Origin of the sequence: Microbacterium sp. AB, from assembly GCF_032878875.1 — a bacterium.
In the GTDB taxonomy this organism is placed as follows: Bacteria; Actinomycetota; Actinomycetes; order Actinomycetales; family Microbacteriaceae; genus Microbacterium; species Microbacterium betulae.
Window position 1 is genome coordinate 841062 of sequence record NZ_CP118157.1, and the last position, 23791, is coordinate 864852.

At 69.8% G+C, this 23791-nt stretch carries 36 protein-coding genes; 21 read left to right on the forward strand and 15 right to left on the reverse strand.

Features of this window, described 5'->3' with window-relative positions:
* Positions 1 to 9 precede the first annotated feature (9 nt).
* From N8K70_RS03955 to N8K70_RS04020, 14 genes are all read left to right on the forward strand, one after another.
* The gene (locus N8K70_RS03955) at positions 10 to 3252 is read left to right on the forward strand and encodes a phage tail tape measure protein (RefSeq protein WP_317140316.1); all 3243 of its coding nucleotides are present in this window, start codon (positions 10 to 12) and stop codon (positions 3250 to 3252) included.
* Complete coding sequence (locus N8K70_RS03960) at positions 3249 to 3743, forward strand: hypothetical protein (protein ID WP_317140317.1); 495 nt, start codon at positions 3249 to 3251, stop codon at positions 3741 to 3743. The genes N8K70_RS03955 and N8K70_RS03960 overlap by 4 nt, the downstream gene beginning before the upstream one ends.
* Before the next feature lie 11 nt (positions 3744 to 3754).
* Positions 3755 to 4534, forward strand: coding sequence for a hypothetical protein (locus N8K70_RS03965; RefSeq protein ID WP_317140318.1), 780 nt, complete (start codon positions 3755 to 3757; stop codon positions 4532 to 4534).
* 1 nt (position 4535) lies between these two features.
* Complete coding sequence (locus N8K70_RS03970) at positions 4536 to 5720, forward strand: baseplate J/gp47 family protein (RefSeq protein WP_317140319.1); 1185 nt, start codon at positions 4536 to 4538, stop codon at positions 5718 to 5720.
* Positions 5717 to 6292, forward strand: coding sequence for a hypothetical protein (locus N8K70_RS03975; RefSeq protein ID WP_317140320.1), 576 nt, complete (start codon positions 5717 to 5719; stop codon positions 6290 to 6292). Before N8K70_RS03970 ends, N8K70_RS03975 begins: the two co-directional genes overlap by 4 nt.
* Positions 6293 to 6296: 4 nt before the next feature.
* The gene (locus N8K70_RS03980) at positions 6297 to 6539 is read left to right on the forward strand and encodes a hypothetical protein (RefSeq protein WP_317140321.1); all 243 of its coding nucleotides are present in this window, start codon (positions 6297 to 6299) and stop codon (positions 6537 to 6539) included.
* A 7-nt stretch (positions 6540 to 6546) separates the two neighbouring features.
* Positions 6547 to 6855, forward strand: coding sequence for a hypothetical protein (locus tag N8K70_RS03985; protein WP_317140322.1), 309 nt, complete (start codon positions 6547 to 6549; stop codon positions 6853 to 6855).
* Between the two features lie 10 nt (positions 6856 to 6865).
* A complete protein-coding gene (locus N8K70_RS03990; protein WP_317140323.1) occupies positions 6866 to 7696 on the forward strand; it encodes a hypothetical protein in 831 nt (276 codons plus the stop codon).
* Between the two features lie 81 nt (positions 7697 to 7777).
* The gene (locus tag N8K70_RS03995) at positions 7778 to 7990 is read left to right on the forward strand and encodes a hypothetical protein (RefSeq protein WP_317140324.1); all 213 of its coding nucleotides are present in this window, start codon (positions 7778 to 7780) and stop codon (positions 7988 to 7990) included.
* Entirely contained in the window at positions 7990 to 8706 is a 717-nt protein-coding gene (locus N8K70_RS04000) for a M23 family metallopeptidase (protein WP_317140325.1), read from the forward strand. The genes N8K70_RS03995 and N8K70_RS04000 overlap by 1 nt, the downstream gene beginning before the upstream one ends.
* A gap of 47 nt (positions 8707 to 8753) precedes the next feature.
* Complete coding sequence (locus N8K70_RS04005; protein WP_317140326.1) at positions 8754 to 9083, forward strand: hypothetical protein; 330 nt, start codon at positions 8754 to 8756, stop codon at positions 9081 to 9083.
* A complete protein-coding gene (locus N8K70_RS04010) occupies positions 9080 to 9259 on the forward strand; it encodes a DUF7620 family protein (protein WP_317140327.1) in 180 nt (59 codons plus the stop codon). Before N8K70_RS04005 ends, N8K70_RS04010 begins: the two co-directional genes overlap by 4 nt.
* Positions 9259 to 9564: a putative phage holin gene (locus N8K70_RS04015; protein ID WP_317140328.1), complete on the forward strand. Its 306-nt coding sequence runs from the start codon at positions 9259 to 9261 to the stop codon at positions 9562 to 9564. The genes N8K70_RS04010 and N8K70_RS04015 overlap by 1 nt, the downstream gene beginning before the upstream one ends.
* 2 nt (positions 9565 to 9566) lie before the next feature.
* Positions 9567 to 10028: a holin gene (locus tag N8K70_RS04020; protein ID WP_317140329.1), complete on the forward strand. Its 462-nt coding sequence runs from the start codon at positions 9567 to 9569 to the stop codon at positions 10026 to 10028.
* Positions 10029 to 10181: 153 nt separating this feature from the next.
* Here N8K70_RS04020 and N8K70_RS04025 read toward each other — a convergent pair whose 3' ends face one another.
* The 10 genes from N8K70_RS04025 to N8K70_RS04070 form a co-directional block, all read right to left on the reverse strand.
* Positions 10182 to 10829: a helix-turn-helix domain-containing protein gene (locus N8K70_RS04025; RefSeq protein WP_317140330.1), complete on the reverse strand. Its 648-nt coding sequence runs from the start codon at positions 10827 to 10829 to the stop codon at positions 10182 to 10184.
* Complete coding sequence (locus tag N8K70_RS04030) at positions 10826 to 11254, reverse strand: hypothetical protein (RefSeq protein ID WP_317140331.1); 429 nt, start codon at positions 11252 to 11254, stop codon at positions 10826 to 10828. The genes N8K70_RS04025 and N8K70_RS04030 overlap by 4 nt, the downstream gene beginning before the upstream one ends.
* 2 nt (positions 11255 to 11256) lie before the next feature.
* Entirely contained in the window at positions 11257 to 11439 is a 183-nt protein-coding gene (locus N8K70_RS04035) for a hypothetical protein (protein ID WP_317140332.1), read from the reverse strand.
* Between the two features lie 144 nt (positions 11440 to 11583).
* Entirely contained in the window at positions 11584 to 11745 is a 162-nt protein-coding gene (locus N8K70_RS04040; protein ID WP_317140333.1) for a hypothetical protein, read from the reverse strand.
* Between the two features lie 106 nt (positions 11746 to 11851).
* Positions 11852 to 11992: a hypothetical protein gene (locus N8K70_RS04045; RefSeq protein ID WP_317140334.1), complete on the reverse strand. Its 141-nt coding sequence runs from the start codon at positions 11990 to 11992 to the stop codon at positions 11852 to 11854.
* Complete coding sequence (locus tag N8K70_RS04050) at positions 11992 to 12657, reverse strand: SOS response-associated peptidase (RefSeq protein WP_317140335.1); 666 nt, start codon at positions 12655 to 12657, stop codon at positions 11992 to 11994. Before N8K70_RS04050 ends, N8K70_RS04045 begins: the two co-directional genes overlap by 1 nt.
* 12 nt (positions 12658 to 12669) lie before the next feature.
* The gene (locus tag N8K70_RS04055) at positions 12670 to 12930 is read right to left on the reverse strand and encodes a hypothetical protein (protein ID WP_317140336.1); all 261 of its coding nucleotides are present in this window, start codon (positions 12928 to 12930) and stop codon (positions 12670 to 12672) included.
* A gap of 68 nt (positions 12931 to 12998) precedes the next feature.
* Positions 12999 to 13169 (reverse strand): DUF4236 domain-containing protein, encoded by a 171-nt coding sequence (locus N8K70_RS04060; RefSeq protein WP_317140337.1) that lies wholly within the window; start codon positions 13167 to 13169, stop codon positions 12999 to 13001.
* A gap of 5 nt (positions 13170 to 13174) precedes the next feature.
* On the reverse strand, positions 13175 to 13681 hold the full coding sequence (locus N8K70_RS04065) for a hypothetical protein (protein ID WP_317140338.1): 507 nt from the start codon (positions 13679 to 13681) through the stop codon (positions 13175 to 13177).
* Between the two features lie 13 nt (positions 13682 to 13694).
* Positions 13695 to 13913: a hypothetical protein gene (locus tag N8K70_RS04070; protein WP_317140339.1), complete on the reverse strand. Its 219-nt coding sequence runs from the start codon at positions 13911 to 13913 to the stop codon at positions 13695 to 13697.
* A 492-nt stretch (positions 13914 to 14405) separates the two neighbouring features.
* Here N8K70_RS04070 and N8K70_RS04075 point away from each other — a divergent pair, with 492 nt between their 5' ends.
* Together N8K70_RS04075 and N8K70_RS04080 are read left to right on the forward strand one after the other, a co-directional pair.
* Positions 14406 to 14696: a hypothetical protein gene (locus N8K70_RS04075; protein WP_317140340.1), complete on the forward strand. Its 291-nt coding sequence runs from the start codon at positions 14406 to 14408 to the stop codon at positions 14694 to 14696.
* An 81-nt stretch (positions 14697 to 14777) separates the two neighbouring features.
* Entirely contained in the window at positions 14778 to 15764 is a 987-nt protein-coding gene (locus N8K70_RS04080) for a DMT family transporter (protein WP_317140341.1), read from the forward strand.
* 31 nt (positions 15765 to 15795) lie between these two features.
* On the opposite strand, the gene N8K70_RS04085 is transcribed toward N8K70_RS04080, so the two are convergent.
* Both N8K70_RS04085 and msrB read right to left on the reverse strand, forming a co-directional pair.
* Complete coding sequence (locus N8K70_RS04085; RefSeq protein WP_317140342.1) at positions 15796 to 16335, reverse strand: nitroreductase family protein; 540 nt, start codon at positions 16333 to 16335, stop codon at positions 15796 to 15798.
* A gap of 10 nt (positions 16336 to 16345) precedes the next feature.
* The gene (gene msrB, locus N8K70_RS04090) at positions 16346 to 16747 is read right to left on the reverse strand and encodes a peptide-methionine (R)-S-oxide reductase MsrB (RefSeq protein WP_317140343.1); all 402 of its coding nucleotides are present in this window, start codon (positions 16745 to 16747) and stop codon (positions 16346 to 16348) included.
* A gap of 101 nt (positions 16748 to 16848) precedes the next feature.
* Between msrB and N8K70_RS04095 the strand changes: the two genes are divergently transcribed.
* The 5 genes from N8K70_RS04095 (at position 16849) to groL (ending at position 20800) form a co-directional block, all read left to right on the forward strand.
* Entirely contained in the window at positions 16849 to 17832 is a 984-nt protein-coding gene (locus N8K70_RS04095; protein WP_317140344.1) for a DUF2332 domain-containing protein, read from the forward strand.
* Between the two features lie 35 nt (positions 17833 to 17867).
* Positions 17868 to 18119, forward strand: a complete 252-nt coding sequence (locus N8K70_RS04100) for a DUF3263 domain-containing protein (protein ID WP_317140345.1) — start codon at positions 17868 to 17870, stop codon at positions 18117 to 18119.
* 30 nt (positions 18120 to 18149) lie between these two features.
* Complete coding sequence (locus N8K70_RS04105) at positions 18150 to 18695, forward strand: LytR C-terminal domain-containing protein (RefSeq protein WP_317140346.1); 546 nt, start codon at positions 18150 to 18152, stop codon at positions 18693 to 18695.
* 104 nt (positions 18696 to 18799) lie between these two features.
* Entirely contained in the window at positions 18800 to 19003 is a 204-nt protein-coding gene (locus tag N8K70_RS04110) for a cold-shock protein (protein ID WP_317140347.1), read from the forward strand.
* A gap of 177 nt (positions 19004 to 19180) precedes the next feature.
* Positions 19181 to 20800, forward strand: a complete 1620-nt coding sequence (groL, locus tag N8K70_RS04115) for a chaperonin GroEL (RefSeq protein ID WP_317140348.1) — start codon at positions 19181 to 19183, stop codon at positions 20798 to 20800.
* 67 nt (positions 20801 to 20867) lie between these two features.
* On the opposite strand, the gene N8K70_RS04120 is transcribed toward groL, so the two are convergent.
* The 3 genes from N8K70_RS04120 to N8K70_RS04130 form a co-directional block, all read right to left on the reverse strand.
* A complete protein-coding gene (locus N8K70_RS04120; protein ID WP_317140349.1) occupies positions 20868 to 21155 on the reverse strand; it encodes a WXG100 family type VII secretion target in 288 nt (95 codons plus the stop codon).
* A 54-nt stretch (positions 21156 to 21209) separates the two neighbouring features.
* The gene (locus N8K70_RS04125; RefSeq protein WP_317140350.1) at positions 21210 to 23033 is read right to left on the reverse strand and encodes a sensor histidine kinase; all 1824 of its coding nucleotides are present in this window, start codon (positions 23031 to 23033) and stop codon (positions 21210 to 21212) included.
* 61 nt (positions 23034 to 23094) lie between these two features.
* Positions 23095 to 23790 carry a response regulator transcription factor gene (locus tag N8K70_RS04130; RefSeq protein ID WP_317140351.1) on the reverse strand — a complete coding sequence of 232 codons (696 nt, stop codon included), beginning with the start codon at positions 23788 to 23790 and terminating at the stop codon, positions 23095 to 23097.
* Position 23791: the final 1 nt, after the last annotated feature.

Sequence of the window (23791 nt, forward strand, 5' to 3'; positions counted from 1 at the left end):
AGGAGGTGCATGGTGGCTGCTGGCGTCGTCCTCCTCACATTCCGCACATCGGGTACGGAGCGGGCGGCGAAGCAGGCGCGTGAGGTCGGGACGACGCTCGAGCAGACGAGCACGAAGGCCGGCGGCGGCGTCAAGAAGCTGGCATCGTTCGCCGGAGGTCTTGACAACATCGCCAGCAGCGTCCTGCCCATCAACACCGGACTCGGGTCGGTGTCGTCCGGTCTCGACAGCTTCGGCGACAAGCTCGGCGAGGGCGAGACCCGGATGGGCGGGTGGAAGCTCGCCGTCGCTGGTGTCGCCGCCGGGCTCGTGGCCACGGCCGCGGCGTCGGCGACGGCCCTCTACCAGGTCGGGTCGACCTTCGACGACGTCACGGACACGATTCGTGTCGGCACCGGTAAGAGCGGTGCCGCGCTCGTCGGTCTCGTGGGCATCGCGAAGGAGGTCGGCCGTGATGTCCCGGTCGAGTTCGAGAAGATCGGCCCCGTCGTCTCCGAGGTCGACCAGCGTCTCGGGCTGACCGGACAGACCCTCAAGACGGTTTCGAGCCAGTACCTGCAGGCGGGCGAGATCCTCGGCGAGGCCGTCGACGTCAAGGGCACATCGGCCGCGTTCTCGGCGTTCAAGATCGAAGGCGACGAGGTCTCCGGCGCCCTCGACACCCTGTTCCGGGTGTCGCAGACCACCGGTGTCGGCATGAACGAGCTCGCCTCCGGTGTGCAGACGAACGCGGTCGGCCTGCAGGAGCTCGGGTTCGGATTCGACCAGTCCGTGTCCCTCATGGGATCGCTCGATAAGGCCGGTCTCAACTCGACCGCTGTGCTCACGTCGATGACGAAGGGCATGGTGAACCTCGCCCGGGCAGGGGAGGACCCGGCCACTGCGTTCCAGCGCGTCACGGGGGAGATCGGGACCTTCGTCGAAGCCGGTGACACGGCCTCCGCGCTTGATCTCGCATCGCAGGTGTTCGGCACCAAGGGCGCTGCGCAGTTCGTGGGAGCGCTGCAGTCCGGCGTCCTCAACCTCGACGACCTCGCCGCGGCCGCCGCCGGCACCGGGGACACGATCCTCGGCGTCGGGAAGGAGACCGCCGACGCTGCCGAATCGTGGCAGCTCATCAAGAACAACGTGCTCGCCACGCTCGAGCCGCTCGGAACCGCTGTGTTCAACGCGCTCGGCGGCGTGATGGGAGCCCTGGCGGAGAAGTCGCAGGAGCTCTCCCCCTTCATCACGAGCTGGCTGATGAAGGTCGTGTTCATGCTCTCCGACCTCGGAGACACCGTTGGCCCGCTCATCGCCCCGGTGCTCGAGCTGTGGTCGGCGTTCTCGCCCCTCTCGCTCATCTTGACGGCGATACAGCCCGTTCTCCCGCAGCTTGCATCGACGTTTGGGATGCTCGCATCCGTTCTCGGTGGCGCGCTCATGCAGGTGCTGCAGCAGATCGTCCCGGTCGCGATGCCCGTCGCGACCATGCTCTCCGGCACGCTCGCGGACGCCATCGTCACCCTGATGCCGCTCGTCCTGCAGATCGCGCAGAGCCTGGCCGGCGCGCTCGCGTCGGCCCTGGTGTCGGTTGCCCCCCTGCTGGTGATGCTCGCTCAGCTCGCCGGCCAGGTGCTGACGATGCTGCTGCCCCTCCTCCCGCCCGTGTTCCAGCTGGGACTCGCGTTCCTGCCGATCATCACGGCGCTCATCCCGATCGTCGGCGCGCTGCTGCCGCCGCTGATCGGCCTGCTGATGGCCGTCCTTCCGGTCGTGCTGCAGCTGATCTCCCCGATCCTGCAGCTCGCGACCGGCGCGCTCGGGGTCCTCGTCGGGGTGCTGACCCAGGTCGTCTCATGGATCTCTACCGGCATCACCTGGCTCGTCTCCCTGGTCACCGGGTCGGGGTCGGCACGTGATCAGCTGCTGACGATCTGGAACGCCGTCAAGGACGGGTTCCTCGTCGTGTGGCAGTTCATCGACTTCCTCGTCTTCAAGCCTTTCCGCGACGGGATCGACCTGATCGTACGGGGCTTCAAGGTCGGGGCCGACGCGATCGCGAAGTCGTGGGATGGCATCAAGCGGGCTGCCGCGGTGCCGATCAACTTCGTCCTCGACACCGTGTGGAACAACGGCCTGCGATCGTTCTGGAACGACGTCGTCGGTGCGCTGGGTCTCGAGGACCTCAAGCTCCCGAAGGCGCCGCTGGTGGAGTTCGCCGAGGGCGGCGTGATGCCCGGCTACACGCCGGGTCGTGACGTGCACCAGTTCTACTCGCCGACGGCGGGATTCCTCGCTCTGTCTGGTGGCGAGGCGATCATGCGCCCGGAGTTCACCCGCGCTGTCGGGGGAGCCGCCGGAGTGGAGCGTCTCAACGCGGCCGCGCGCCGCGGCGAGGCGTTCGCGGACGGTGGCGTGTGGGGCACGATCGGTGACTTCGGTGCGGGCATCTGGGACACGATCACGTCGGCCGTGTCGGTGGCGACGGAGTTCCTCACCGACCCTGCGGGGGCGATCCAGACGCACGTCATCGACGGCATCCTGCGGCCCCTGCTCGGGGACGGCGGGAACGTCTTCCAGCGGGCGTTCGGTGAGCTGCCGATCATGCTCGTGGAGAACCTCGTCGACGCGTTCGGCGGGGCGTCCGGGACGGGCACGGCGGGCATGGGATGGGAAGCGATGTGGGCCATGGTCCAGGGCGCGGATTCCGGTCTCGTGATGACGTCGAACTACCGGCCGGGTGCGACCACCGTGAACGGGGGGCAGTCGTATCACGCTCTCGGGCGTGCGATCGACCTGATCCCCGCCACGATGGACACGTTCAACAAGGTCGCGGCCCTGTTCCCGAACGCGTCCGAGCTCATCTACACGCCTGCCGGGAACCGGCAGCTGCTCAACGGTCAGCCGTTCTCCGGCTGGTCGCCCGCGGTCAAGGCGCAGCATTACAACCACGTCCACGTCGCCATGCGCGACGGTGGCGTGCTCCCGATGCTGGCAGACGGCGGGGCGGTCGAGCAGGGCAAGGGCTACATCGTCGGCGACGGCGGTGTGCCGGAGCTGTTCGTGCCGGGCGCCGACGGGTACGTGTACCCGCAGGTGCCGACGTTCACCGGTCAGAGCGCCGCGGACATCTCCTCGTCGCTCGAGGACGTCGAGGTGCAGGCCGGATCGCGGGGCGACCGCACGATCGTTCGTGTGGTCACGGTCGATGGTCGAGTGCTGGCCGAGACCGTGTTCGATGATGCGGCTGATGAGGAGGCGCGCCTGTGAGCCGTGACCTGGACGTGCGGATCACGGCGCTCCTCCCGAACCGCCCGCACATGACGCTCAAGCTCATCGGCACCGACAAGCTCGGCGGCGGGGTCGGCGGGTGGAAAGAGGTCCCCCGCCGGCTCCGCGAGCCGATCCTCGTGTGGACGGAGCAGCCGCTCCGCACCTACACGCTGCCGCTGCGCTTCGACCGGTTCCTCGCCGGATGGGAGTACACCGTCGACGGCGATATCCGCGGCTTGCAGGACTGGGCGTCAGCGGGCCGACGGCGCACGGGCGAGCACAACCCGCCCACCCTCGTCCGGGTGTCCGGGAACGTGCGCGTTCCCCTGTCGATCAACTGGGCGATCACCGGTCTCGACTGGGGCGAGTTCGTCGTCAACGAGCAGGGGCAGCGCATCCAGCAGGACGTGACCATGACGCTCACCGAGAGCGTCCCGGTCACCGCGCAGGGGTACGCCGAAGCGCTCCGCGAGGCCCTCAATGAATAGGGGTGGTGATCGTGAAGGCCTCTACCGTCACGATCACCACCCCCACCGGGGAGACCCGCATCGACCTCGTCGCCGCGGCCACGAAAGCACGCATCCGCACGACCCTCCTCGGAGCGTCCACCCTTCACGTCCACCTGCCCGAGCATCTGCTCACCGCACGCCTCACCGAGGCGCGCACCGCGACCGCCGACGGGCGAACCTGGACGCTCGTCGGCATCCGCCGCGAGGGCGACACCATCCGCCTCGTCTACGAGGACACCATCATCGCCGCCCTCCGCGCCGAGCAGTCCCGCATCATGTACCAGGTCGCGCTCCCCGCAGCGGACATCATCGGCCGCTTCTGCACCGACGCGGGAGTGACCGCCGACATCGACCCCACCCTCGGGGAGATCCACGTCGAAGGCGCCGGACGGTCCCTCCTCGACACCACCGACTCCTGGCGTGAGATCAGCGCGCTCGCGGACCGTCTGGGCGGGCGGGCGTTCTCCGACGGCAGCCGCCTCGTCGTCGCCCCGGACAGCGTCCTGCTGGCCCGTGACGCGCCGCGCGTGACCGGCTCAGCCGGCGCCGTGCAGGGCGACGTCACGTTCCACCTCGACGCCGGCCAGCCGTACGACCGTGCGGCCATCGACGTCGACGACACGTGGACCGCTGACGCCGGTTCGGTTGTCGAGGTCTACGGCACCGGTCCCGCCGACGGCCGGTGGCTCGTGTCCGAGTGGGCACGGGATCTTCCGCACATCGCACCCGGCCGGGTGCGGCTGACGCGACCAGCAACGATCGGAGCGTGACATGGCCTGGGAGCCGCTGCCTCTTCCTGTGGACCAGGACCAGATCATCACGACCATCCTCACCGGCATCGCCACGGCGATCCCCGGATGGGTGCCCATCGAGGGAGCCCCGGAGGTCGCGCTCGCGGAGGAGATCGGCGTGCAGCTCGCCGCGGTGAACGCCGCGGCCGTGGCGGCCGCGAACTACGCGGCCGCGGGCGTCGCCGCGGCGTTCGGGTTCGAGCCGATCGAGGGCACGAAGGCGGTGCTGCAGGATGTGACGCTCACCGCGCAGCTTCCCCCGTCCGCGGGCACGGCGGCGTTCTCACGGGCGGTGACGGTCCCGGCGGGCTTCACGATCACCATCGGCGGGCAGCCGTTCATCGTCCCGAAGCAGGTGACTCGTGTGGCCGCATTCACGCAGGTCACGGCGGGCGACTTCACCGGGTACTGGCGGGGGATCATCACGGCAGACTTCGCCGCGTACGAGGCCGGGGACGAGTGGAACATCGGTGCCGCCGGCGACGTCGCATCCATCCAGACCGTGTCTCCGGTGATCATCGCCGCCACCCTCACCGCTCCCGCCTCGGGAGGGGAGGGAGCGGAGACGCTGACCGCGTTCCTGTCGCGCTTCACCGCGTGGCTCGCGACGCTCAAGCCCGGCGGGGTGCGTGCCGCTGACCTCGCGGCGTTCGCTGCGACGGTGCCCGGTGTGCGTCGCGCGCTCGCGCTCGACCGGTACGACCCGGAGAACCCCGGCACACCGGCGGATCGGACGGTGACGATCATCCCGATCGACGCCGCCGGCGGCGACCTCGCCTCGTTCGAGGTCGACCGTCTGCGCACGGAGATCGAGAGCATCCGTGAGGTCGGCTTCATCGTCCACATCATCGACCCGGTGCGAACCCCCGTGACCGTCGACGTGACCGTCACGGTCGCCGTCGGCGGCGACGTGACCGCGGTCCAGTCCGCGGTCGCTACGGCCGTCGAGGCAGCCCTGTCGCCGGCGGCGTGGGGGAGCGGCGGGGACCCGGCGGCATGGGCGGAGACCACCACGCTGCGCACGCTCGACGTCGCACTCGTCGTCGCGAACGTGCCCGACGTCGCCGCGATCGGAGCGATCACCCTCAACGGCGACACCGCCGACGTCACCCTGACCGGCCCCGGGGCGCTCATCGACGCGACAGTGGAGGTGACCGCATCGTGACCGCGATCTCCGCTCGTGTCCTCCAAGGCCTCGGCTCAGGCTTCCGACGCAACGCCGGGCACCTCCTCCCGCCGCTCGTGACCGCACTCACCGCACCCACCGCACCCGCTGACGACCTCACCACCACGACCCCCGCGGGGTGGGCGGCGATGTTCGATCTCGACGCCGGGAACCCCGCATGGCTCGCCCAGCTCGTCGGTATCCCCGCCGACCCCACCCTCACCGCACAGCAGCAGCGCGACGTCATCCGAGACCGCGGCGCGTGGTGGGGCGGCACCTACCAGGCGTTGCTCGCCGCCATCCGCACGGTCCTCACGGGCGAGAAGAGAGTCGAGGTCGCCGAGCGCGACCCCGACCCGTGGCATGTCGGCATCCGCGTGTACGAGTCCGACTACGGGCCCGGCGTCACGGCCGACACGATCCGCGCGCTTGCCGAGCGGCACAGGCCGGTGGGGATCACGTTCGAGTACACGTTCTACCCGCCCCGGTCGTACCAGGAGTCGGAGGACGTCGCCGGCACGTACGCCGACGCCGAGGTCCTCGCGGGCACCTACCGGGCCGCGGAGGAGTGAGCGCATGACGGTCGATGATCTCGTGCGCCGTCGTCCCCCGACGGTGCAGCTGCCTCCGACATCCGCGGTCGTGACCGCTGTGACCGAGGCAGGTGTCTTCGCGACCCCCACGGGGCAGACCGCCGACCATCCCGTCGGGCCGTGCCGTGGCCCCCGTGTGACCGCGTCCGGGCCGCTCGCGCCTGGGATGCACGTGCTCCTCGTCTTCACATCGACGGGGCCGTGGATCGTGTCCGTCGACGAATAGGAGCATCATGGCCGCGACCCTCCGCCTGCCGCTCGAGCTCACACCGGGTGGCGCCCTCCGCACCCTCGCACAGGACAGCAGCCTCGAGCTCGCCCAGTCAGTGCGCTCGCTGCTGTCGACGACCATCGGGGAACGAAGCGCCCCGTTGTCGGAGTACGGCCTCATCGACCAGCTCGGCGCCGTGACGATCGACGCCGGCGACATCGCCTACGCGATCGCCAGGTGGGAGCCCCGCGTGCAAGAACCCGACATCACGGCCATCGCGACGACCCTCGCTGATGGCGCCCCGCTGTCGACGATCACCGTCATCATCTGAGAGGACCGACATGGCCGCCGCCACCGACAAGGGGTTCCCGTACCCGACGCCGGACGACCCCGACAAGCCGCGCACCGATATTGAAGCCCTCGCGTTCAAGCTCGAGACGATGCCGGGCATCCGATCGGTGACGACTGCGGAGCGGGATGTCCTCGTCGACCTGTGGCCCGGGATGCTCGTCTTCAACACGAGCGACTTCGAGCTGCAGCTGAACGCGACTGGTGTCGCCGGGGACTGGGCGGCCGTGCACACGCTCGACAGCCTGCTGCCGATCTCGCAGGGCGGCACCGGCATGAACGTCGCCCCCTCGCTGCTCGTGAACCTCGAGAGCGGGGCGGCCGCGTCGCCGATGACGGCATCGCCGCGGCCCGGCGTGACCGGCACGCTGCCGATCGGGAAGGGCGGCACAGGCGGAGCTACTGCTGCTGCTGCGCGAACAGCGCTCGGCGTCCCCTCGAGCGACGCCGTCACCGCGGCGATCACGGCGCTCCGGCAGGAGATCGGCGACACGGGGCTCATCACCGACCGGACGGGCATCTTCACGCCCGCGTCCGACATCACCGTCAACGGCTTCGCCGCTCGCCGCGTCGCGGGCATGGTGACGATGCAGATCGCGCTCTCCGGCACGTTTGACACCTCCGGCGTCAACTACATATCAGCAGGCAGGATCGGTGCCGGATGGCGGCCCGTGATGGGCGCCTACGGGAACGTCTTCTTCGCGACGACGGGATACATCGCCGGAACCGCGCAGGTCAATTCGGAGGGCGTCATGAACCTCTGGAAGGACGCTGCCGGGTCCCGTGGCTCCGCCGGCGTCATCATCAGCTACCTCACTGCCTGAGCACACAACCCGCTGCTGTCCCGGCCATCATCCGAAGCCGCCCCGACGGGGCGGCTTCTCTCGTTTCAGAAGGAGACACCCATGAGCATTCCGAGAGTGCAGCTGCCGCAGCTGCCTGCCGCGACGTCGGAGGAGGAAGCCGACGCGAACGGCCGCGAGCATGAGCGGATCATCCGTGAGGCGCTCGCGGGCGCCGACCAGGTGATCGTCGTGTATCCGGACGGGTCCGACGACATCGCTCACCTCGTGGGCGACGTGCTCGTCGTCGAGGGCTACGAAGACGAGGCCGGCTGATGGCCGCCGTCATCTGGCCGAACGGGTCCGCGACCCGTCCGACGGTCACGTCCCTGTACGGGAACCGCACCCACCCCGTGTCGGGGGTGCCGCTGTCGTTCCATCACGGCATCGACCTCGTGGGCTGGTCGACGGTCGTCGCCCCCTGCGACGGCGTGGTCACTCTCGCCCGCTACAACGGCGGCGCGGGCAACGAGGTCCGCATCCGGCGCCCAAACGGCGACAGCGTCCGCCTCATGCACCACGCGAGTTTCCTCACCCGTGAGGGCGCGACCATCCGGCAGGGCGACCCCGTCGGGATCATGGGCACGACCGGCAACAGCACGGGCGTGCATTCCCACTACGAGTTCCGCGACGCCGCGTGGAACTCGCTCGAACCGAACGCCTACATCGCCGCCGCGAACGCGGGGCAGGGCGCATCCGTGCCCGACAGCAACGACACCACCCCTGGCGGCATCGCCGCTCTGATCGAAGGAGACCCCGTGCTCACGTTCTTCCGCTACAACTCGCTGATCTTCGTCATCGTCGGCTCGCAGTCGATCGACCTCAAGAAGGAGGCCGACGCGAAGAAGCTGATCGACATCGCCCGGATCCTGCACGAGCGAGACCCGCAGGTCTACCCCAAGCCGCCGGTCTACTCGAAGCCCGAGTCGTTCTTCAACCTCGACACGGCCGGCTTCCACCTGCTCCGCGCCGTCTACCCGCCCCGAGGCTGACCGATGCGTGACCCGAGAGGTGGTGTGCGGTGACCCCGTGGGAGTGGATGACGACGACCACGTCGGTCGACCAGGTGCTCACCGCCCTCGGGCTCGGCGCGCTCGCGATCCTGTTCGCGACCGACCGGGTGATGACGAAGGGACAGCACACCCGCCGCGTCGCGGACCTCACCGCGCATCACAACCGTGAGCTCGCGACCCAGGCGGGCATTCTCGCGGAGATGCGTGAATCACGGGACTACTACCGGCAGGCGCGTCTTGAGGAACGCGCCCGCGCGGACGCCGCCACAGATCGCCTCGCCGAGTCCGTGGAGGTCGCCAAGGCGTCCCTCCAAGCTCTCCAAGCGCTCGACGAGGCTGCGAGGAGTGTGACATGAGCGAGCACACCGACCCGACCCGGGCGCGTCGAGCGCTCGACGAGACCCGCGAGTCCACCGCCCGCACGTCCGAGATCCTCACCGATGCTCTCGACGTGTTCGCAGCGATCCGCGCGCACCGGGAACGAAACCACTATGCGGACAAGCTCCGCGCCATCATGAGAGGAACACCTTGATGCTCGACCCCTCGGACATCGTCCTCCTCGTCGCGGCGGGCATCGTGCTCGTCTTCTGGCTCGATTACGGTCTCCTCTCGCCCTGGTACCGCAGCCCCCTCGGTTGGGTGATCTTCCTCTACGGAGGAGCGATGGTCGCCCTCCTCAGCCTCGTCGTCTACGCGATCGTCTTCGACCAGCGCGCCGAGGAATGGTACCGGCTCCCCATCGCGCTCGCGGTCGCAGGCTCGGCAACCGCGAAGATCACGATCCTCCACTACGAACGTCACCGCGGCCGGCAGGCCCACACCAAGAAGGACTCATAGTCATGCTCACCAACCTCACCTCGCCCCTGTGGTGGAAGGACGCCTCCCTCCGCGCCGTCTACACCGCCCTCGCCGTCGTCGTCCCCTACCTCGGGGCGACGCTCATCACCGACGTCCCCTGGCTCACCGTCCTCTCGGTCGGCGTGCTCGGCTTCATCGCCTCCCTCGCGACGTCCCTCGCAGGCCTCCCCGAGGTCGAAGGCGTCGACCTGCCCTGGTGGCTCGCCGCCGTCGAACGCACCGCGAAGACCTTCGCGCAGTCCCTCGCCGCCGGCCTCGTGGGCGCCGCACTCCTCACCGACGTCGACTGGGGCGTCGTCCTCCAGGCTGCCGCCCTGTCCGCTCTGCTCTCGCTGGTGCGTCTCATCCTCGCGACCCTCCCGTACGACCCCACTACGCACGTGCTCGACGCGACGTACGAAGTCGTCGAGTCGGCCGACGTGCCGCCGATCACCAAGCCCTGACCTCACACACCGACCACCGCCCCTCCTGGGTGAGCCTTCGCCGGCTCCCCAGGAGGGGCGGTTTCGTCGTATCCCCGCGAGAGGCGGGGAACTGGTGGGTTCGTCGGGGTCTCGTCCGCCAGTCGGATCATCCCCGCTGAGGCGGGGCTGGGTTCACCGTACCGCATCCCCGGGGGCGCGGTCCAGACGTCGGGCGAGGGCGGCGATCACCCATCCGCGGGGCCGGTTTTCGTCGATGTCGGGGTATCGGTCGGTGTCGGCGGTGTGCTCCGCGACGAGTCTCTCGAGGTCGGCTTCGACGCCGGCGGAGGGTGTCGCGGTGCCTGCCTCCCAGCGACGGATGGAGCGGGGGTTGACGCCGAGCTCGGCGGCGAGTTCTTCGAGGGTGAGGCCGATGAGGTGTCGGCGGGCGGCGATCTCTTCGGCGGTGAGCGTGGTGCGGGAGGGTCGGACGGTGCCGGGCTCGGTGATGATCCGGGCGGGCTGGTAGCCGGCGGGGATCTTCTGGGCGAGGTCGTACAGCCACCGGTCGAGGGTGAGGTCTTCGTGCCCGAGGTCGCGGCGGTAGGCGTGCGCGTGGATCGTGATCGTGTCCTGCACGTCGAGGTCGGTGCTGTACGCGTCCGCCTCGGCGAGCTTCCGCTCCTGGGCGTCCGCGGGGAGGGCGTCGATGATCTGCCGACGGGTGAGGGCGGACACGCATTCCACCGTCCAGGTCTTCTCACCCCATCGGGTCACGGTCGGGGCGGTGCGGATACCGGCGTCGGCGAAGACGTCGCGGAGCTGCTCGATCGTGCTCACAGTGCCAGCCCCGCCCGGTAGGCGTGCATGACGGGCGAGAGGCCGACGTGCTCGGTCAGGACGCTGGACTCGATGTCGTCTGCGGCCCACTGGATAGCCGTCTCGACGCGACGCTCCCGCGGTAGGGCGCTGATGCCACGCTCACGCCATGCGGCGTCGAGGGCGAGTGTGAGTGCGGCGATGCCCTCGGAGTGGGTCACGGTCGTGATGCGCTGCACCGACATGATGTCGCTGACCGTGTACACGTCGATGGCGGTGTCGTCCAGCGGTAGGGAGGGTCGCATCGTGACCTGCGTGTGCTCCCCAGCGGTCATGACGTGATCAATCACGGCCGTGGCGTAGCTGAGCAGCCACGTGAAGGGGTCAAGGCCTGGGGTGGTGTCGAGTTGGTCGATCGCAGTGTCGAGGTCGTGGGAGATGGTCATGGTCAGATCCTCGCCAGCTCGCGGTCGATGTCGGCGCGCGGGTAGCCGAGGCGGTGCGCCTCGTCGGCGATCTCGTGGAGAAGCTCGGCGGGGAAGCATCCGGCGTCGATCGCGTCGCAGAGGGTGAGGTAGCGGGTGTAGGCGTCAGCGGAGGTGCTGGTGGCTTCACGGTCGTAGCTGCTCATCGGAGTCTCTTTCCGGTCTCGGTCGGGCCTGATGCCCTGCCTGATATCTCCACTATATGCCCTAAATTAGGACAAGCGCAAGAGGGAGGCTCTTCCGTGTCCGAAGTGCGGCGTACGCTGCCGCGTCATGGGGAAGCCGCCGTATCACGTGATGTTGATGACGCAGGAGGTCGAGCCCGGCCACTGGTTGATGGGGAGTTCCGCGACGGGTACGTTCGCGGACATCGAGCTGCGGCGCACGGAGGTCGGCCCCCGGTATCGGGTGACCATGTCGGGCGAGGTGATGGGGTGGACGACGACGTTCAAGTCCGCGTGCGAGGGGGCGTACGCCCGGTATGAGCGGATGCGGCAATCGGTCTACCGGGGTGCCCCGAACAGGGAACTCCCGCGCCCTAGCCCGACGCTGTGACGTTCACCGGACGACGTAGAGGACGTTCTCTCCGGCGCACCAGAAGCCGCGCGGGTCATCCCGGAGGGTCGTCCCGCAGCGTGGGCAGACGAACGGCCCGACCGGGCTGCGCACGTCGACCTCGGCGGCGTCGGCGATCTCCATCAGCCGGCGGGCTCGATGAGCGTCGGGTCGGTGGGGCCGGCGCCTCGGACGGAGTTCACGCGACGGTCGACGATGCGGCTATGCAGGGTGCCGGCGACGTGCTCGGAAGCGTCGGTGAGGAACTGCTGCAGGCCAGGGTCTCCTGGAGCGTCGGACAGCCACTCGTCCCACGTCTCGGTGGGGAGGAACGAGGGCATGCGGTCGTGGACGTCGCCGGCGGCGTCGCGACCTTCCCGGGTGATGACGACGAAGCGGGGTTCGCTGTCGACGAGGCGCGTCATCCCGGCGGCGGCGAGGAGCCCTGTGCCGTGGATGTAGTGCGGGGTCTTGTCGCCCTTCTCGCCGGTCCACTCGAAGTAGCCGGTCATCGGGACCAAGCAGCGGGCTCGTGCGAACCCTGTCCGCCAGAACGCGCCGGTGAGCTTCTCGATGCGGGCGTTGATGATCGGCGGCCCTTTGGGGCGGTTCGTGGGCTTCGGCCAATCCCATCGTGCGAGCTCGAGCTCCCGGCCCTCGTGGGCGCGGATGACGGGGGCGAGGTCCGTGGGGGCGATCGAGAACGCAGGCTCCCACCCGGGACGCCAGTCCTGAGGCCTCCCGCCTTGCGCGACGAACTCCCGGATCAGCTCATCCGTCGTCGCGTTCAGAGCGAATCGCCCGCACATGCCGAAACCTTCTCACACGATCCGCACCGACAACAGCTGCCACCCGTCGGGCACGAGCGCGTCGAGCGCGTCCCTGTCGTCGGCTTCAATCTCGCGGACCTCCGTCGACCGGTAGCGTCCGTGCCCGATGAGCTCGGTGGATCGCTTCACCATCTCCACGCGTGCGTCGGTGAGCTGGTGTCCGGCGGGGACCTGTGCTTCGAGAGCCTCACGCAGCTCGGCTTGCACGTGCGAGCCGGCGGTGATGTCTGTGGACGTTGCGGGACGAATCATGCCGATCAACACGGAACGAGCCTACGCCGGCGCCTGCTGGGGCGGAGGGGCAGCATCGTGGGGGTGGGTTACCAGAGCTTCTTGCGGAACCCGATGCCTTTGCCGAGGCGCACGCCGAAGTATCCGCGGCTTGAGATGGTGAACGGTCCGACCCGCTTCGACACCGAGGCGCCCGAGCCGGAGAGGTTGAGCCGGGTGGTCTTGCCGAGCTTCTTGGACTTGTGGAAGAAGAATCCCATGATCGTCAGCGGGCCAGGGCGGCGAGGGGGGCGAGGTCGGGGACGAGTGCTCGTGCTCGCACGAGGTGGTTCGCGGCGGCGATGATGCGGGTGTGCTCGTCCGCTGCGGTGTCGTCACCGAGGTTCTGGGCGAACCATGACGCGACGGCGGTCCAGGAGTACAGCGACCAACCGTCGCCGGTGAGCGGGGCAGGGAAGTTGCCGGGTCCGCGCTTGCCGGTGGAGAGCAGGCGCACGCTCTCGGGGGTGCGTCCGAGGCGGGCGGCGATCGTCTTGAGGGAGACGAGGTCCTCGTCTTCGATCCCGACGACGTGGAAGCCTGCCTTGGCGATGTCGTCGACGACGCTGAGGATCGCGCTCGCGAGAGTGTCCGCGTCGCGTGCGACGTGGAGGAGCCCGCGGCCGTTGTTCGTTTCGGGTGTGGTGTCGTCGAGGCCCGCGTCGAAGAGGGCGTCGAACTCCTCGTCTGCCGGCTGGCGGTCGAGGTAGACGGTGAACTCGTGGAGGCTCATGGTGTCTTCCCTTCTAGTGCGTGTGGTTGTGAGCGAATCGTGCGATGGCCTGAGCGTTGTGCTCGGGAACGCGGGGCGTTGACCAGACCTGGGTCGTCGCGCCGCATGCTCGGCAGGAGACGACGCCCCAGCGGTGCCCCTTGTGGACCTCGACGACCTCGAACCTCTCGCCGTCGAGCGCCGCGAGGGCGTTGGCGATTGGGTTCTTGGGGTGTCGTCCCTTGCTGACCATGTGACCAGCCTAACGCAAGTGTTGGAAGTATGCAACACTCTGGCGGAGGTCAGATGACGTCTAACATTCGTCCAAGATGACAACGCACGCACGATCAATCTCGTACACGCTCATGCGGCCACGTCACAGCGGGAAACACCTGGTTGCGCCGGTGATCTGCGGCTTCCCGAACCCTGCCGCGGTCTCGCTTGATTTCCACCCGACCCGACAGGGGGTCGTGGGTTCGAACCCCGCAGCCGGCACACGACGGGGACGCCTGATCCCTCCCGGTCCCGCGGAGACGCCGATCCCGTTCACAGGTGAAGCCGCTACACTGGTCGAGGCCGTCAGCGTGAATTCTCTGCCTTCCTCTCGGGGCAGGCCGCGTCGGCTCACCGGTCACGGGCCCACTGCACGGGTCGTTCGCACGGATGCGAGCAGATCCCCGCCCGACCGAAAGACGATCCGGCCGTCCGCACGCGGGCGCCCGGCACCAGACGAACCGAGTTCAGCATGACCCAGACACCCACAGAAGACCATCACCATACCGACGAGCCGCTCGCCTGGAAGCAGGCGGCGGACGACGTCTTCGTCGCGACGCACGACGGCGAGTTCGCCGGCTTCGTCGCCCTCGACGGCCGTCGTCATCTCGCACACGACCGCCACGGTCAGCAGATCGGCGACTTCGACTCGCTCGCGACCGCTCTCGCCGCGCTCGAAGAGGACCCGCCCGCGAGAGGGCGTCGTCCCGGCGCCCCCCGCACGTCGAGGCCACGCCGGCTGACGCGCCGCGTCCTCGCCTGAGCGCGCATCGTCCGGACGCCGGGCGTGCGCGCAACGGCGAGCGGATGACCGCACCCGCCCGCCCGTAGGATGTCGGAGCGCGTGACCGACGCGGGAGGGGAGGAGGCCATGGCCTCCGGAGTGCCCCGGCGAGGGCTTCTTCGCCCGGTCGTCGGCGTCGGCGGCGCCGTCGCGGTCGGAGCGCTCACCGCCGTCCAGGCGCGCGTCAACGGCCAGCTCGGCCTCGCGCTCGACGCGGGTCTCGTCGCGGCGGTCGTCTCCTTCGGCTCGGGCTTCCTCATCCTCGTCGTGCTGTCGGCCGCGCTGCCCGCCGGACGCCGCGGCCTCTCGTCGCTCGCGACCGCGCTGCGCGAGCGACGGCTGCCCTGGTGGCTCCTCGCAGGGGGCGGCGCGGGAGCGTTCAGCGTCGCGACGCAGAGCCTCACCGTCGCCGTGATCGGCGTCGCGATGTTCTCCGTCGGCATGATCGCCGGGCAGACCGTGCACGGCCTCGTCCTCGACCGCGTCGGCTACAGCCCCGCGGGCGTGAGCGCCGTCACCCTGCCCCGCCTGGCGGGCGCGCTGCTCGTGCTGGCCGCCGTCGCCGTCTCGCTCACGGGCGGGTCGATCGCACGGACGCCGCTGTGGATGCTCGTGCTGCCGTTCCTCGTCGGAGCGGGCGTCGCCTGGCAGACGGCGACGAACGGGCGGTTGCGCCAGCGGATCGGGTCCGCGCTCTCGGCGACGCTCGTGAACTTCGCCGGCGGCACCCTCGTCCTCGGCGTCGCCGCGCTCTGCCACGTCGCGTTCGTCGGCGCCCCGGCCCCCGCGCCGCCGCAGCCGTGGCTCTATCTGGGCGGGGCGCTGGGGGTCGCGTACATCTTCATCTCCGCCGCGCTCACCCCGCGCACGGGCGTGCTGCTCATGACGCTGGGGTCTGTGCTCGGGATGCTCGCCGCATCCGTCGTGCTCGACGTCGTCTGGCCGCCGGAGTCGCCGCCCGCCGTGTGGCAGCGTGCGCTCACGGTGGCCCTGGCCGCCGCGGGCGTGATCGTCGCGTCGCTGCCGCCGCGTCTCCGGCGCGGCTGATCCCGCCCCGCCCCGCGATGGCGGACGGCCGTCAGGCCCCGGGCATCCGCGTGAGGACGCGGTCGGGATCGACCCCGGCCCGGAAGCCCTCCCGGTCTCGGTCGGGACGGCCGCCGACGTACAGCCATCCGAGGAGCTTCTCGCGTCGCGTCAGCCCATGCGCCTCGGCGACCGCGGCGGAGCGGACGAAGCCGCCCGTGCGCCACATGACGCCCCAGCCGGCCTCGTCGAGCAGCAGGCTGAGCGTGTGCGCGACGCCGGAGGCGACGGCCTCCTGCTCCCACTCGGGGACCTTCCCGCTCGGCCGCGGACTCGAGACGATCGCGATGAGCAGAGGTGCGCGCAGCGGCTTCGTCGACGGTCCGTCGCCGGTGGCCCGGCCGATCGCCTCGCCCAGGCGCAGTCGGTCGTCGCCGCGCAGCTCGACGAGCCGCCAGGGCATCAGCCTCGTGTGGTCCGCGACGCGTCCTGCTGCGGCCACGAGCGGCAGCAGCTCCTCGCGCGTGGGCGCCTCCTCCGTCACCTTCGACCATGAGCGGCGGCCTCGGGCGGCCTCCAGGGCGGAACTCATGACGAGCGGCTCACGCCTCGGGGGTGAAGTCCAGCGACAGCGAGTTCATGCAGTAGCGGTCGCCGGTCGGCGTCCCGAACCCATCGGGGAAGACGTGCCCCAGGTGCGAGCCGCAGGTGGCGCAGCGCACCTCGGTGCGCACCATCCCCTGGCTCGTGTCGTCGAGGAGCTGCACCGCGTCGGGGCGGACCGACTCGTAGAAGCTCGGCCATCCGCAGTGCGAGTCGAACTTCGTGCCGCTCTTGAACAGCTCCGCGCCGCAGGCCGCGCAGGTGTACAGACCGGCGCGCTCCTCGTCGAGGAGCTCACCCGTCCACGGCCTCTCCGTGCCGGCTTCGCGGAGCACCGCGTACTGCTCCGGCGACAGCTCTTCGCGCCACTCGGCGTCGGACTTCTCGACCTCATACGACATGCGTCCATGGTACCGCCGCACGGCCTTCCGGGGGCGGGCGGGGAGCCGTCTCCCCGGCGGCGCGGCGACATGTCGTGCGCGGGCGGGGCACAATGGCACGGATGGACGAGGTCGCCAGGGTCAGGGAGCGGTTCGCGCGGTTCGCCGCTGAGGAGGCGCCCGGCCGCTCCGACGTCTACGAGGAATGGGCCGGCGGGGTGGCGGGGGACGGGGAGATCGCCGCGATTCTCGCGCGCATCCCCGCCTCGCACCGGCAGCCGCCGCTCGTGTTCGCCGTCACGCGCCTGCGCGGCGCGGCCGCCTCCGACTACGCGAGCTGGGCCGCGTTCGTCCGGGCGGACGCCGAGGGGATCGTCGCGGAGTGCGCGGCGCGCAGCCTGCAGACCAACGAGCCCCTCCGATGCGCGGCGCTCCTGCCCGCCCTCTCTCTCGTCGACGGGCCGGTCGCCCTCCTGGAGCTCGGGGCGTCGGGCGGACTGTGCCTCTTCCCCGATCGGTACTCGTACCGATACGCCGGTGCGGCGGGAGAGGTCGCGCTCGATCCCGCGGACGGCGCCTCGCCGGTCGTCCTGGCGGCGGAGCTGCGGGGCTCGGTCGTGCCTGCGGTGCGGATGCCCGAGATCGTGTGGCGCGCGGGCATCGACCTGCAGCCCCGGGATCCGCGAGACCCGGACGACAGGGCATGGCTCGCCGGACTCGTGTGGCCGGGCGAGACGGGGCGGGCCGAGCGGATCGCCGCGGCCGTCGACGTCGCGGCGTCGGGTGCGCCGCGGCTCGTGGCGGGTGACGTCGCCGACCTCGCCCTCCTCCGGGAAGTCGCGGCGAGCGCGCCGGTCGGGGCGACGCTCGTGATCACGACGCCGGGCCTGCTCCCGTACCTGCCGCGCGCGAGGCGCGAGGCGCTCGTCGCGGGCATCCGCGATCTCGACGCCCGGTGGGTCACCCTCGACCAGCCCGCGCTGCACGACGCGTGGACGACGCCGATCGACCCCGGCACGTGGGGGGACGGCTTCGCGCTCGCGCTGGACGGCGACGTGCTCGCAGCGGCCGATCCGCTCGGGTCGTGGCTGCACTGGCGTGCCTGACGGGCGAGAGCCGGACGCCGATCTACGCTCGGAGCATGTCCGCAGCAGCCGCACTCAGTGACCGCGAGAGCGCCATCCTCGCCTTCGAGGCGACCTGGGGCGGGCACAGCGGGGCGAAGGAGGAGGGCATCCGCATGCAGCTCGGTCTCAGCCCCGCCCGCTACTACCAGCTGCTCGGCCGGCTCATCGACACGGAGGCGGCGATCGCCGCCGACCCGTTGCTCGTGAAGCGCCTGCGGCGCATCCGCGACGAGCGCATCGCAGAGCGTCTCCGCGTCACCAGCTGATCCTCGAACGTCGCGGGATAGCATCGAGGGATGCCGAGCACCTACCCCCGGGACCGCTTCGACGAGGTCCCGCACGAGTCAGGACGCGTCGGCGCGCACCGCGCGGAGAACCCCGGCATGCGCGGAGTCGTCGTCTTCCTCTGGGCCGCCGTCGCGACGATCGTGCTCGTGATCGCAGGCGTCCTCGGATTCCTGTACCTCTCCCAGCAGGGCGCCCTCCCGGCCCCCACGGACGATCCGGCGCCCGTCGAGACGACCGCGGCCGCCATCGACACCTCGTACACCGTGCTCGTCCTCAACGGCACGGCCACGGAGGGACTCGACGACGAGGTCGCCGCGGAGCTCGTCGCGGCGGGCTTCGCCGAGGACCTCGTGATCCCGACCGACTCCAGCTCCACGGACTTCGCCGAGACGACGGTGTACTACGCGGACGCGGTGGACGAGGCCGTGGCCCGCGGCGTCGCGGAGGCGATCGGCGCGAGCGAGGTCGTGCAGAGCACGGCGTACCAGAACGAGAACCCCGAGCAGAAGGAGCTCACGGTGGTCGTCGGACTGGATCGTGTTTCGGCCGGGTAAAACTGTCGCGACGGGCGTGTCAAACGTCGCCGGAACCGCGTTCTGGCGCGGATCGGCGTGGATACGATCACTCCAGTTCCCACCCGCAATCAGGAGTGATCGTCATGACCCAGGGCACCGTCAAGTGGTTCAACGCCGAGAAGGGCTACGGCTTCATCACCGTCGCCGACGGCAGCCAGGACGTCTTCGTGCACTATTCGAACATCGAGATGAGCGGGTTCCGCGTGCTCGAGGAGGGACAGGCCGTGGAGTTCACGGTCGGCGCCGGTCAGAAGGGACCGCAGGCGGAGACCGTGCGTCTGGCCTGAGCCGCGGACCGTCGTCCCCCGCGCCCCGCGATCCGATCGCGGGGCGCTTCGTCGTGTGTCCTCCGGTGACGCGATCCGGCTTGCACTCGATGGGGTCGAGTGCCAAAATGTGATTAGCACTCCCGAGAGGCGAGTGCTAAACCCATACGCCCTACGTCCGGGAGGGACGAGAAACACATGGCAAAGATCATCGCTTTCGACGAGGAGGCCCGCCGCGGTCTCGAGCGCGGCCTCAACACGCTGGCCGACGCCGTCAAGGTGACGCTCGGCCCTCGTGGTCGCAACGTCGTGCTCGAGAAGAAGTGGGGCGCCCCCACGATCACGAACGACGGCGTCTCCATCGCCAAGGAGATCGAGCTCGAGGACCCCTTCGAGAAGATCGGCGCCGAGCTGGTCAAGGAGGTCGCGAAGAAGACCGACGACGTCGCCGGCGACGGCACGACCACGGCCACGGTCCTGGCTCAGGCGCTCGTCCGCGAGGGCCTTCGCAACGTCGCCGCGGGCGCCGACCCGATCAGCCTGAAGCGCGGCATCGAGAAGGCGGTCAAGGCCGTCACCGATCAGCTCCTCTCGTCGGCCAAGGAGATCGACTCGAAGGAGCAGATCGCCGCGACCGCCTCGATCTCGGCAGCCGACCCGTCGATCGGCGAGCTCATCGCCGAGGCCATCGACAAGGTCGGCAAGGAAGGCGTCGTCACGGTCGAGGAGGCTCAGGCCTTCGGCACCGAGCTCGAGCTCACCGAGGGCATGCGCTTCGACAAGGGCTACCTGAACCCCTACTTCGTCACGGACCCGGAGCGCCAGGAGGCGGTCTTCGAGGACCCGTACATCCTCATCGCGAACCAGAAGATCTCGAACATCAAGGATCTCCTCCCCGTCGTCGACAAGGTGATCCAGTCGGGCAAGGAGCTCGTCATCATCGCCGAGGACGTCGAGGGCGAGGCGCTCGCGACGCTGGTCCTCAACAAGATCCGCGGCATCTTCAAGTCGGTCGCCGTCAAGGCTCCCGGCTTCGGCGACCGCCGCAAGGCGCAGCTGCAGGACATCGCGATCCTCACCGGCGGCCAGGTCATCACCGAGGAGGTCGGCCTCAAGCTCGAGAACACCGACCTCGAGCTGCTCGGCCGTGCCCGCAAGGTCATCGTCACGAAGGACGAGACCACGATCGTCGAGGGCGCCGGCGAGGCGTCGCAGATCGAGGGTCGCGTGACCCAGATCCGTCGCGAGATCGAGAGCACCGACAGCGACTACGACCGCGAGAAGCTGCAGGAGCGTCTCGCCAAGCTCGCCGGCGGCGTGGCCGTCATCAAGGCGGGCGCGGCGACCGAGGTCGAGCTCAAGGAGCGCAAGCACCGCATCGAGGACGCCGTCCGCAACGCGAAGGCGGCCGTCGAGGAGGGCATCGTCCCCGGTGGTGGCGTCGCGCTCATCCAGGCCGCGAAGATCGCCTTCGAAGGTCTCGAGCTGTCGGGCGACGAGGCGACCGGCGCCAACATCGTGAAGATCGCGATCGAGGCACCGCTCAAGCAGATCGCCCTCAACGCGGGCCTCGAGCCCGGTGTCGTCGCGAACAAGGTCGCCGACCTCCCCGTGGGCGAGGGCCTCAACGCGGCGACCGGCGAGTACGTCAACCTGTTCGACGCGGGCATCATCGACCCGGCGAAGGTCACGCGCTCGGCGCTGCAGAACGCCGCGTCGATCGCCGGCCTCTTCCTCACCACGGAGGCCGTCGTCGCCGACAAGCCGGAGAAGGCTGCTCCGGCTCCCGCCGACCCCAGCGGTGGCATGGACTTCTGATCCGAGTCCGCACACCGGAAGGGCCCCTCTTCGGAGGGGCCCTTCCTCGTGCCGGTCGTCGGAACGCTCAGCGGAACATGCCGGCTGCGGCCTGCTCGGTCTCGGCGTACTGGCTGCCCGCCACATTGAGCGCCTGGCCGATCGAGGTCAGCGACTCCTCCATGTTGAGCTGGGCGGCACGCCACTGCTCTACGACGCCCTGGAAGCCCGCCGCCGCGGCGCCCTGCCAGACGGGCTGCAGCTGGAGGAGCTGCGCGAGCATCGTGTTGACCTCCGTGCGGATGCGATCGGACGTCGCGCGGACGTTCGAGGACTGCGAGATGAGTGCGTCGCTGTCGACGGCGAAGACGGACATTCTGGACTCCTTTTCGTGTCGCCACCGGGATGGTGTGGCTTCACGCTAGAAGCGTCAGGAGTCGTCTGCGTCGGAGTCCACAGCCGGTTCCGGCGACACGGCGGTCTCCGGAGGCTGTGCACGCGGCGTCGCGGTCTCCGACGTGTCGGAGCGCTCGCGCGCGAGCGGGAACGCCACCTGGAAGGTCGCGCCGCCGCCGGGGGTGTCGAAGACCTCGACCGTGCCGCTCAGGGAGTCGACGATCGACGCGACGATCGACAGCCCGAGGCCGCTGCCGCCCGTGTCGCGGGCGCGGGAGGAGTCCGCTCTCCAGAAGCGCTGGAACACCTTGTCCCGGATGGACTCCGCGACGCCCTCACCGTGGTCGACGATCGCGATCCACCCCCGCTGGGTGCGGGCGTCCACGCCCACCTCGATGAAGATGGGGGAGTCCTCGGGACTGTAGCGACGCGCGTTGCCGAGCAGGTTCGACACGACCTGCCGGATCTTGTCCTCCTCGCCGCGCACGACGGGAGGCAGCGCGACGGGTTTCGACGGCAGCTGGACGGGGATGTCGAGCTGCGCGACGACGGGCTGCTCGTCGGTCTGGCCCGTCCTGCGCCGGCGCAGGACCGACCGCGTCGCCGCGGAGGCCCGTGCGATCGCGGACGGCGTGCCGCCCCGGCGCCGCCTCGGCGCATCCGCCTCGGCCTGCTCGTCCGGCGTCGCGTCCGGCTCTCCGCGGTCCGAGGTCTCGAAGACGGCGCGTTCGGGCAGTGTGACGGGCTCGGTGATCGCCCGGAACGTGTGGTCCACGACCCTGATGTCGCGTGCCGGATCGGCGGCGCGCACGTCGAGGGCGGCGTCGTGGGCGATGGGACGGAGATCGACGGGACGGATGTCGAGCTCGCGGCGGTCGTCGAGCCGGGTGAGCGCCAGGAGGTCCTCGACGAGAACGCCCATCCGCTTCGCCTCGGCCTCGATGCGCTCCATGGCCTTCGCCGTCGCCTCGTCGCCTTGGAGGGCGCCCATCCGGTAGAGCTCGGCGTAACCGCGCACGCTCACGAGCGGAGTGCGCAGCTCATGGCTCGCGTCCCCGATGAAACGGCGCATCTGGCGCACCGTGGCGTCGCGTTCGTCGATGGCGCCGTCGATGCGGTCGAGCATGGTGTTGATGGCGATCTTCAGCCGGCCGATCTCGGTGCGCGGCTCGATGTCGGTCATCCGCTGGCTGAAGTCGCCCGCGGCGATCTCCATCGCGGTCGCCTCGACCTGCCCGAACCGGCGGAAGGTCAGCGTCACGACGCCGCGGGTGAGGAACGCCGCCACGAGCACCGTCGCGAACGCGACGAGGGTGAAGACGCCGACGTAGGTGCGGGCGAACTCGTCGACGTCGCTCAGCGGCAGCGCGATGATCGTGGCGTACGGCAGGTCGTAGCTCGCCGCCTGGAGGGTGTTGACCGACACCGCGGCGTGGAAGCCCGCTCCGGCGCCCGTCGCGCTGTCGAGCGCGAGCACGTTGTTCTGCTGGATGTAGGCCTTGTCGAGCGTCATCTCCGCGGGGAAGGCGGGCGGGACGTCCTCGTCGCCCGTGCCGCCCGCCGTGGCGACGAGCGAGCCCTCCCGGTCGTAGATCGCGACGTAGTACTCGGTGCGTGGCGCATTGTCGGTCGGAGCGAACCGCAGATCGCCCGTCGCCGTCGTGTAGGGCGTGAGCAGACGCTCGGCGACGTTCGACTCCGCGTACTCCAGCACCGCGTTGTCGACGTTGATGGAGAGGTTGCTCCGCAGGATCGGCAAGGTCACCAGGCCCGCCGTGAGCAGCCCGGCGGCGAGCACGAAGACCGTGACGCCCGTGACCTTGGCGCGCAGGCTGATGCGTCGCCACCAGCGGGTCACCGCATCCGGTCTGGGCTCCAGGGCAGGGCCTTTCCGCGGGGCGAGCCTGGCTCGCCGGCTGTCAGGAGACCTTGTCGACCTTCAGCATGTAGCCGAAGCCGCGCTTGGTCTGGATGAGCGAGTCCGACGCGTGCGGATCGATCTTGCGGCGCAGATAGGAGATGTAGCTCTCGACGATGCCGGCGTCGCCGTTGAAGTCGTACTCCCACACGTGGTCGAGGATCTGCGCCTTCGACAGCACGCGGTTGGGGTTCAGCATGAGGTAGCGCAGGAGCTTGAACTCCGTGGGGCTGAGGTCGATCTGATCGTCGCCGACGTACACGTCGTGCGTGTCCTGATCCATCGTCAGCTCGCCCGCCCGGATGACCGACTCCTCCTCGTCGCTCTGCATCGTGCGGCGCAGCACGGCCTGGATGCGCGCGACGATCTCGTCGAGGCTGAAGGGCTTGGTGACGTAGTCGTCGCCGCCGACGTTGAGCCCCTTGATCTTGTCCTCGGTCTCGTCCTTCGCGGTGAGGAAGATGATGGGCGCCGTGTAACCGGCATCGCGCAGCCGCTTGGTGACGCTGAAGCCGTTCATGTCGGGCAGCATCACGTCGAGCACGATGAGGTCGGGCTCCTCCTCCAGGACGGCGGAGATCGTCTGGGCGCCGTTGGCGGCGGTCCTGACCTGGAATCCTGCGAATCGCAGGCTCTGCGAGAGCAGGTCGCGGATGTTCGGCTCGTCGTCGACGACCAGGATGCGAGGTGCGGTCATG

What these genes read in the sequence shown, in the direction of transcription:
- N8K70_RS03970 (WP_317140319.1), top strand. Translation starts at nt 4,536, where the DNA reads ATGGCCTGGGAGCCGCTGCCTCTTCCTGTGGACCAGGACCAGATCATC.
- N8K70_RS04065 (WP_317140338.1), bottom strand. Translation starts at nt 13,681, where the DNA reads ATGAGCCTCCACGAGTTCACCGTCTACCTCGACCGCCAGCCGGCAGAC.
- N8K70_RS03995 (WP_317140324.1), top strand. Translation starts at nt 7,778, where the DNA reads ATGAGCATTCCGAGAGTGCAGCTGCCGCAGCTGCCTGCCGCGACGTCG.
- N8K70_RS04070 (WP_317140339.1), bottom strand. Translation starts at nt 13,913, where the DNA reads ATGGTCAGCAAGGGACGACACCCCAAGAACCCAATCGCCAACGCCCTC.
- N8K70_RS04045 (WP_317140334.1), bottom strand. Translation starts at nt 11,992, where the DNA reads ATGGAGATCGCCGACGCCGCCGAGGTCGACGTGCGCAGCCCGGTCGGG.
- N8K70_RS03990 (WP_317140323.1), top strand. Translation starts at nt 6,866, where the DNA reads ATGGCCGCCGCCACCGACAAGGGGTTCCCGTACCCGACGCCGGACGAC.
- N8K70_RS04085 (WP_317140342.1), bottom strand. Translation starts at nt 16,335, where the DNA reads ATGAGTTCCGCCCTGGAGGCCGCCCGAGGCCGCCGCTCATGGTCGAAG.
- N8K70_RS04130 (WP_317140351.1), bottom strand. Translation starts at nt 23,790, where the DNA reads ATGACCGCACCTCGCATCCTGGTCGTCGACGACGAGCCGAACATCCGC.
- N8K70_RS04060 (WP_317140337.1), bottom strand. Translation starts at nt 13,169, where the DNA reads ATGGGATTCTTCTTCCACAAGTCCAAGAAGCTCGGCAAGACCACCCGG.
- N8K70_RS04095 (WP_317140344.1), top strand. Translation starts at nt 16,849, where the DNA reads ATGGACGAGGTCGCCAGGGTCAGGGAGCGGTTCGCGCGGTTCGCCGCT.
- N8K70_RS04050 (WP_317140335.1), bottom strand. Translation starts at nt 12,657, where the DNA reads ATGTGCGGGCGATTCGCTCTGAACGCGACGACGGATGAGCTGATCCGG.
- N8K70_RS04035 (WP_317140332.1), bottom strand. Translation starts at nt 11,439, where the DNA reads ATGAGCAGCTACGACCGTGAAGCCACCAGCACCTCCGCTGACGCCTAC.
- N8K70_RS03955 (WP_317140316.1), top strand. Translation starts at nt 10, where the DNA reads ATGGTGGCTGCTGGCGTCGTCCTCCTCACATTCCGCACATCGGGTACG.
- N8K70_RS04100 (WP_317140345.1), top strand. Translation starts at nt 17,868, where the DNA reads ATGTCCGCAGCAGCCGCACTCAGTGACCGCGAGAGCGCCATCCTCGCC.
- N8K70_RS04000 (WP_317140325.1), top strand. Translation starts at nt 7,990, where the DNA reads ATGGCCGCCGTCATCTGGCCGAACGGGTCCGCGACCCGTCCGACGGTC.
- N8K70_RS04075 (WP_317140340.1), top strand. Translation starts at nt 14,406, where the DNA reads ATGACCCAGACACCCACAGAAGACCATCACCATACCGACGAGCCGCTC.
- N8K70_RS04055 (WP_317140336.1), bottom strand. Translation starts at nt 12,930, where the DNA reads ATGATTCGTCCCGCAACGTCCACAGACATCACCGCCGGCTCGCACGTG.
- N8K70_RS04005 (WP_317140326.1), top strand. Translation starts at nt 8,754, where the DNA reads ATGACGACGACCACGTCGGTCGACCAGGTGCTCACCGCCCTCGGGCTC.
- N8K70_RS04030 (WP_317140331.1), bottom strand. Translation starts at nt 11,254, where the DNA reads ATGACCATCTCCCACGACCTCGACACTGCGATCGACCAACTCGACACC.
- N8K70_RS04020 (WP_317140329.1), top strand. Translation starts at nt 9,567, where the DNA reads ATGCTCACCAACCTCACCTCGCCCCTGTGGTGGAAGGACGCCTCCCTC.
- msrB (WP_317140343.1), bottom strand. Translation starts at nt 16,747, where the DNA reads ATGTCGTATGAGGTCGAGAAGTCCGACGCCGAGTGGCGCGAAGAGCTG.
- N8K70_RS04105 (WP_317140346.1), top strand. Translation starts at nt 18,150, where the DNA reads ATGCCGAGCACCTACCCCCGGGACCGCTTCGACGAGGTCCCGCACGAG.
- N8K70_RS03980 (WP_317140321.1), top strand. Translation starts at nt 6,297, where the DNA reads ATGACGGTCGATGATCTCGTGCGCCGTCGTCCCCCGACGGTGCAGCTG.
- N8K70_RS04015 (WP_317140328.1), top strand. Translation starts at nt 9,259, where the DNA reads ATGCTCGACCCCTCGGACATCGTCCTCCTCGTCGCGGCGGGCATCGTG.
- N8K70_RS04110 (WP_317140347.1), top strand. Translation starts at nt 18,800, where the DNA reads ATGACCCAGGGCACCGTCAAGTGGTTCAACGCCGAGAAGGGCTACGGC.
- N8K70_RS04120 (WP_317140349.1), bottom strand. Translation starts at nt 21,155, where the DNA reads ATGTCCGTCTTCGCCGTCGACAGCGACGCACTCATCTCGCAGTCCTCG.
- N8K70_RS04010 (WP_317140327.1), top strand. Translation starts at nt 9,080, where the DNA reads ATGAGCGAGCACACCGACCCGACCCGGGCGCGTCGAGCGCTCGACGAG.
- groL (WP_317140348.1), top strand. Translation starts at nt 19,181, where the DNA reads ATGGCAAAGATCATCGCTTTCGACGAGGAGGCCCGCCGCGGTCTCGAG.
- N8K70_RS03985 (WP_317140322.1), top strand. Translation starts at nt 6,547, where the DNA reads ATGGCCGCGACCCTCCGCCTGCCGCTCGAGCTCACACCGGGTGGCGCC.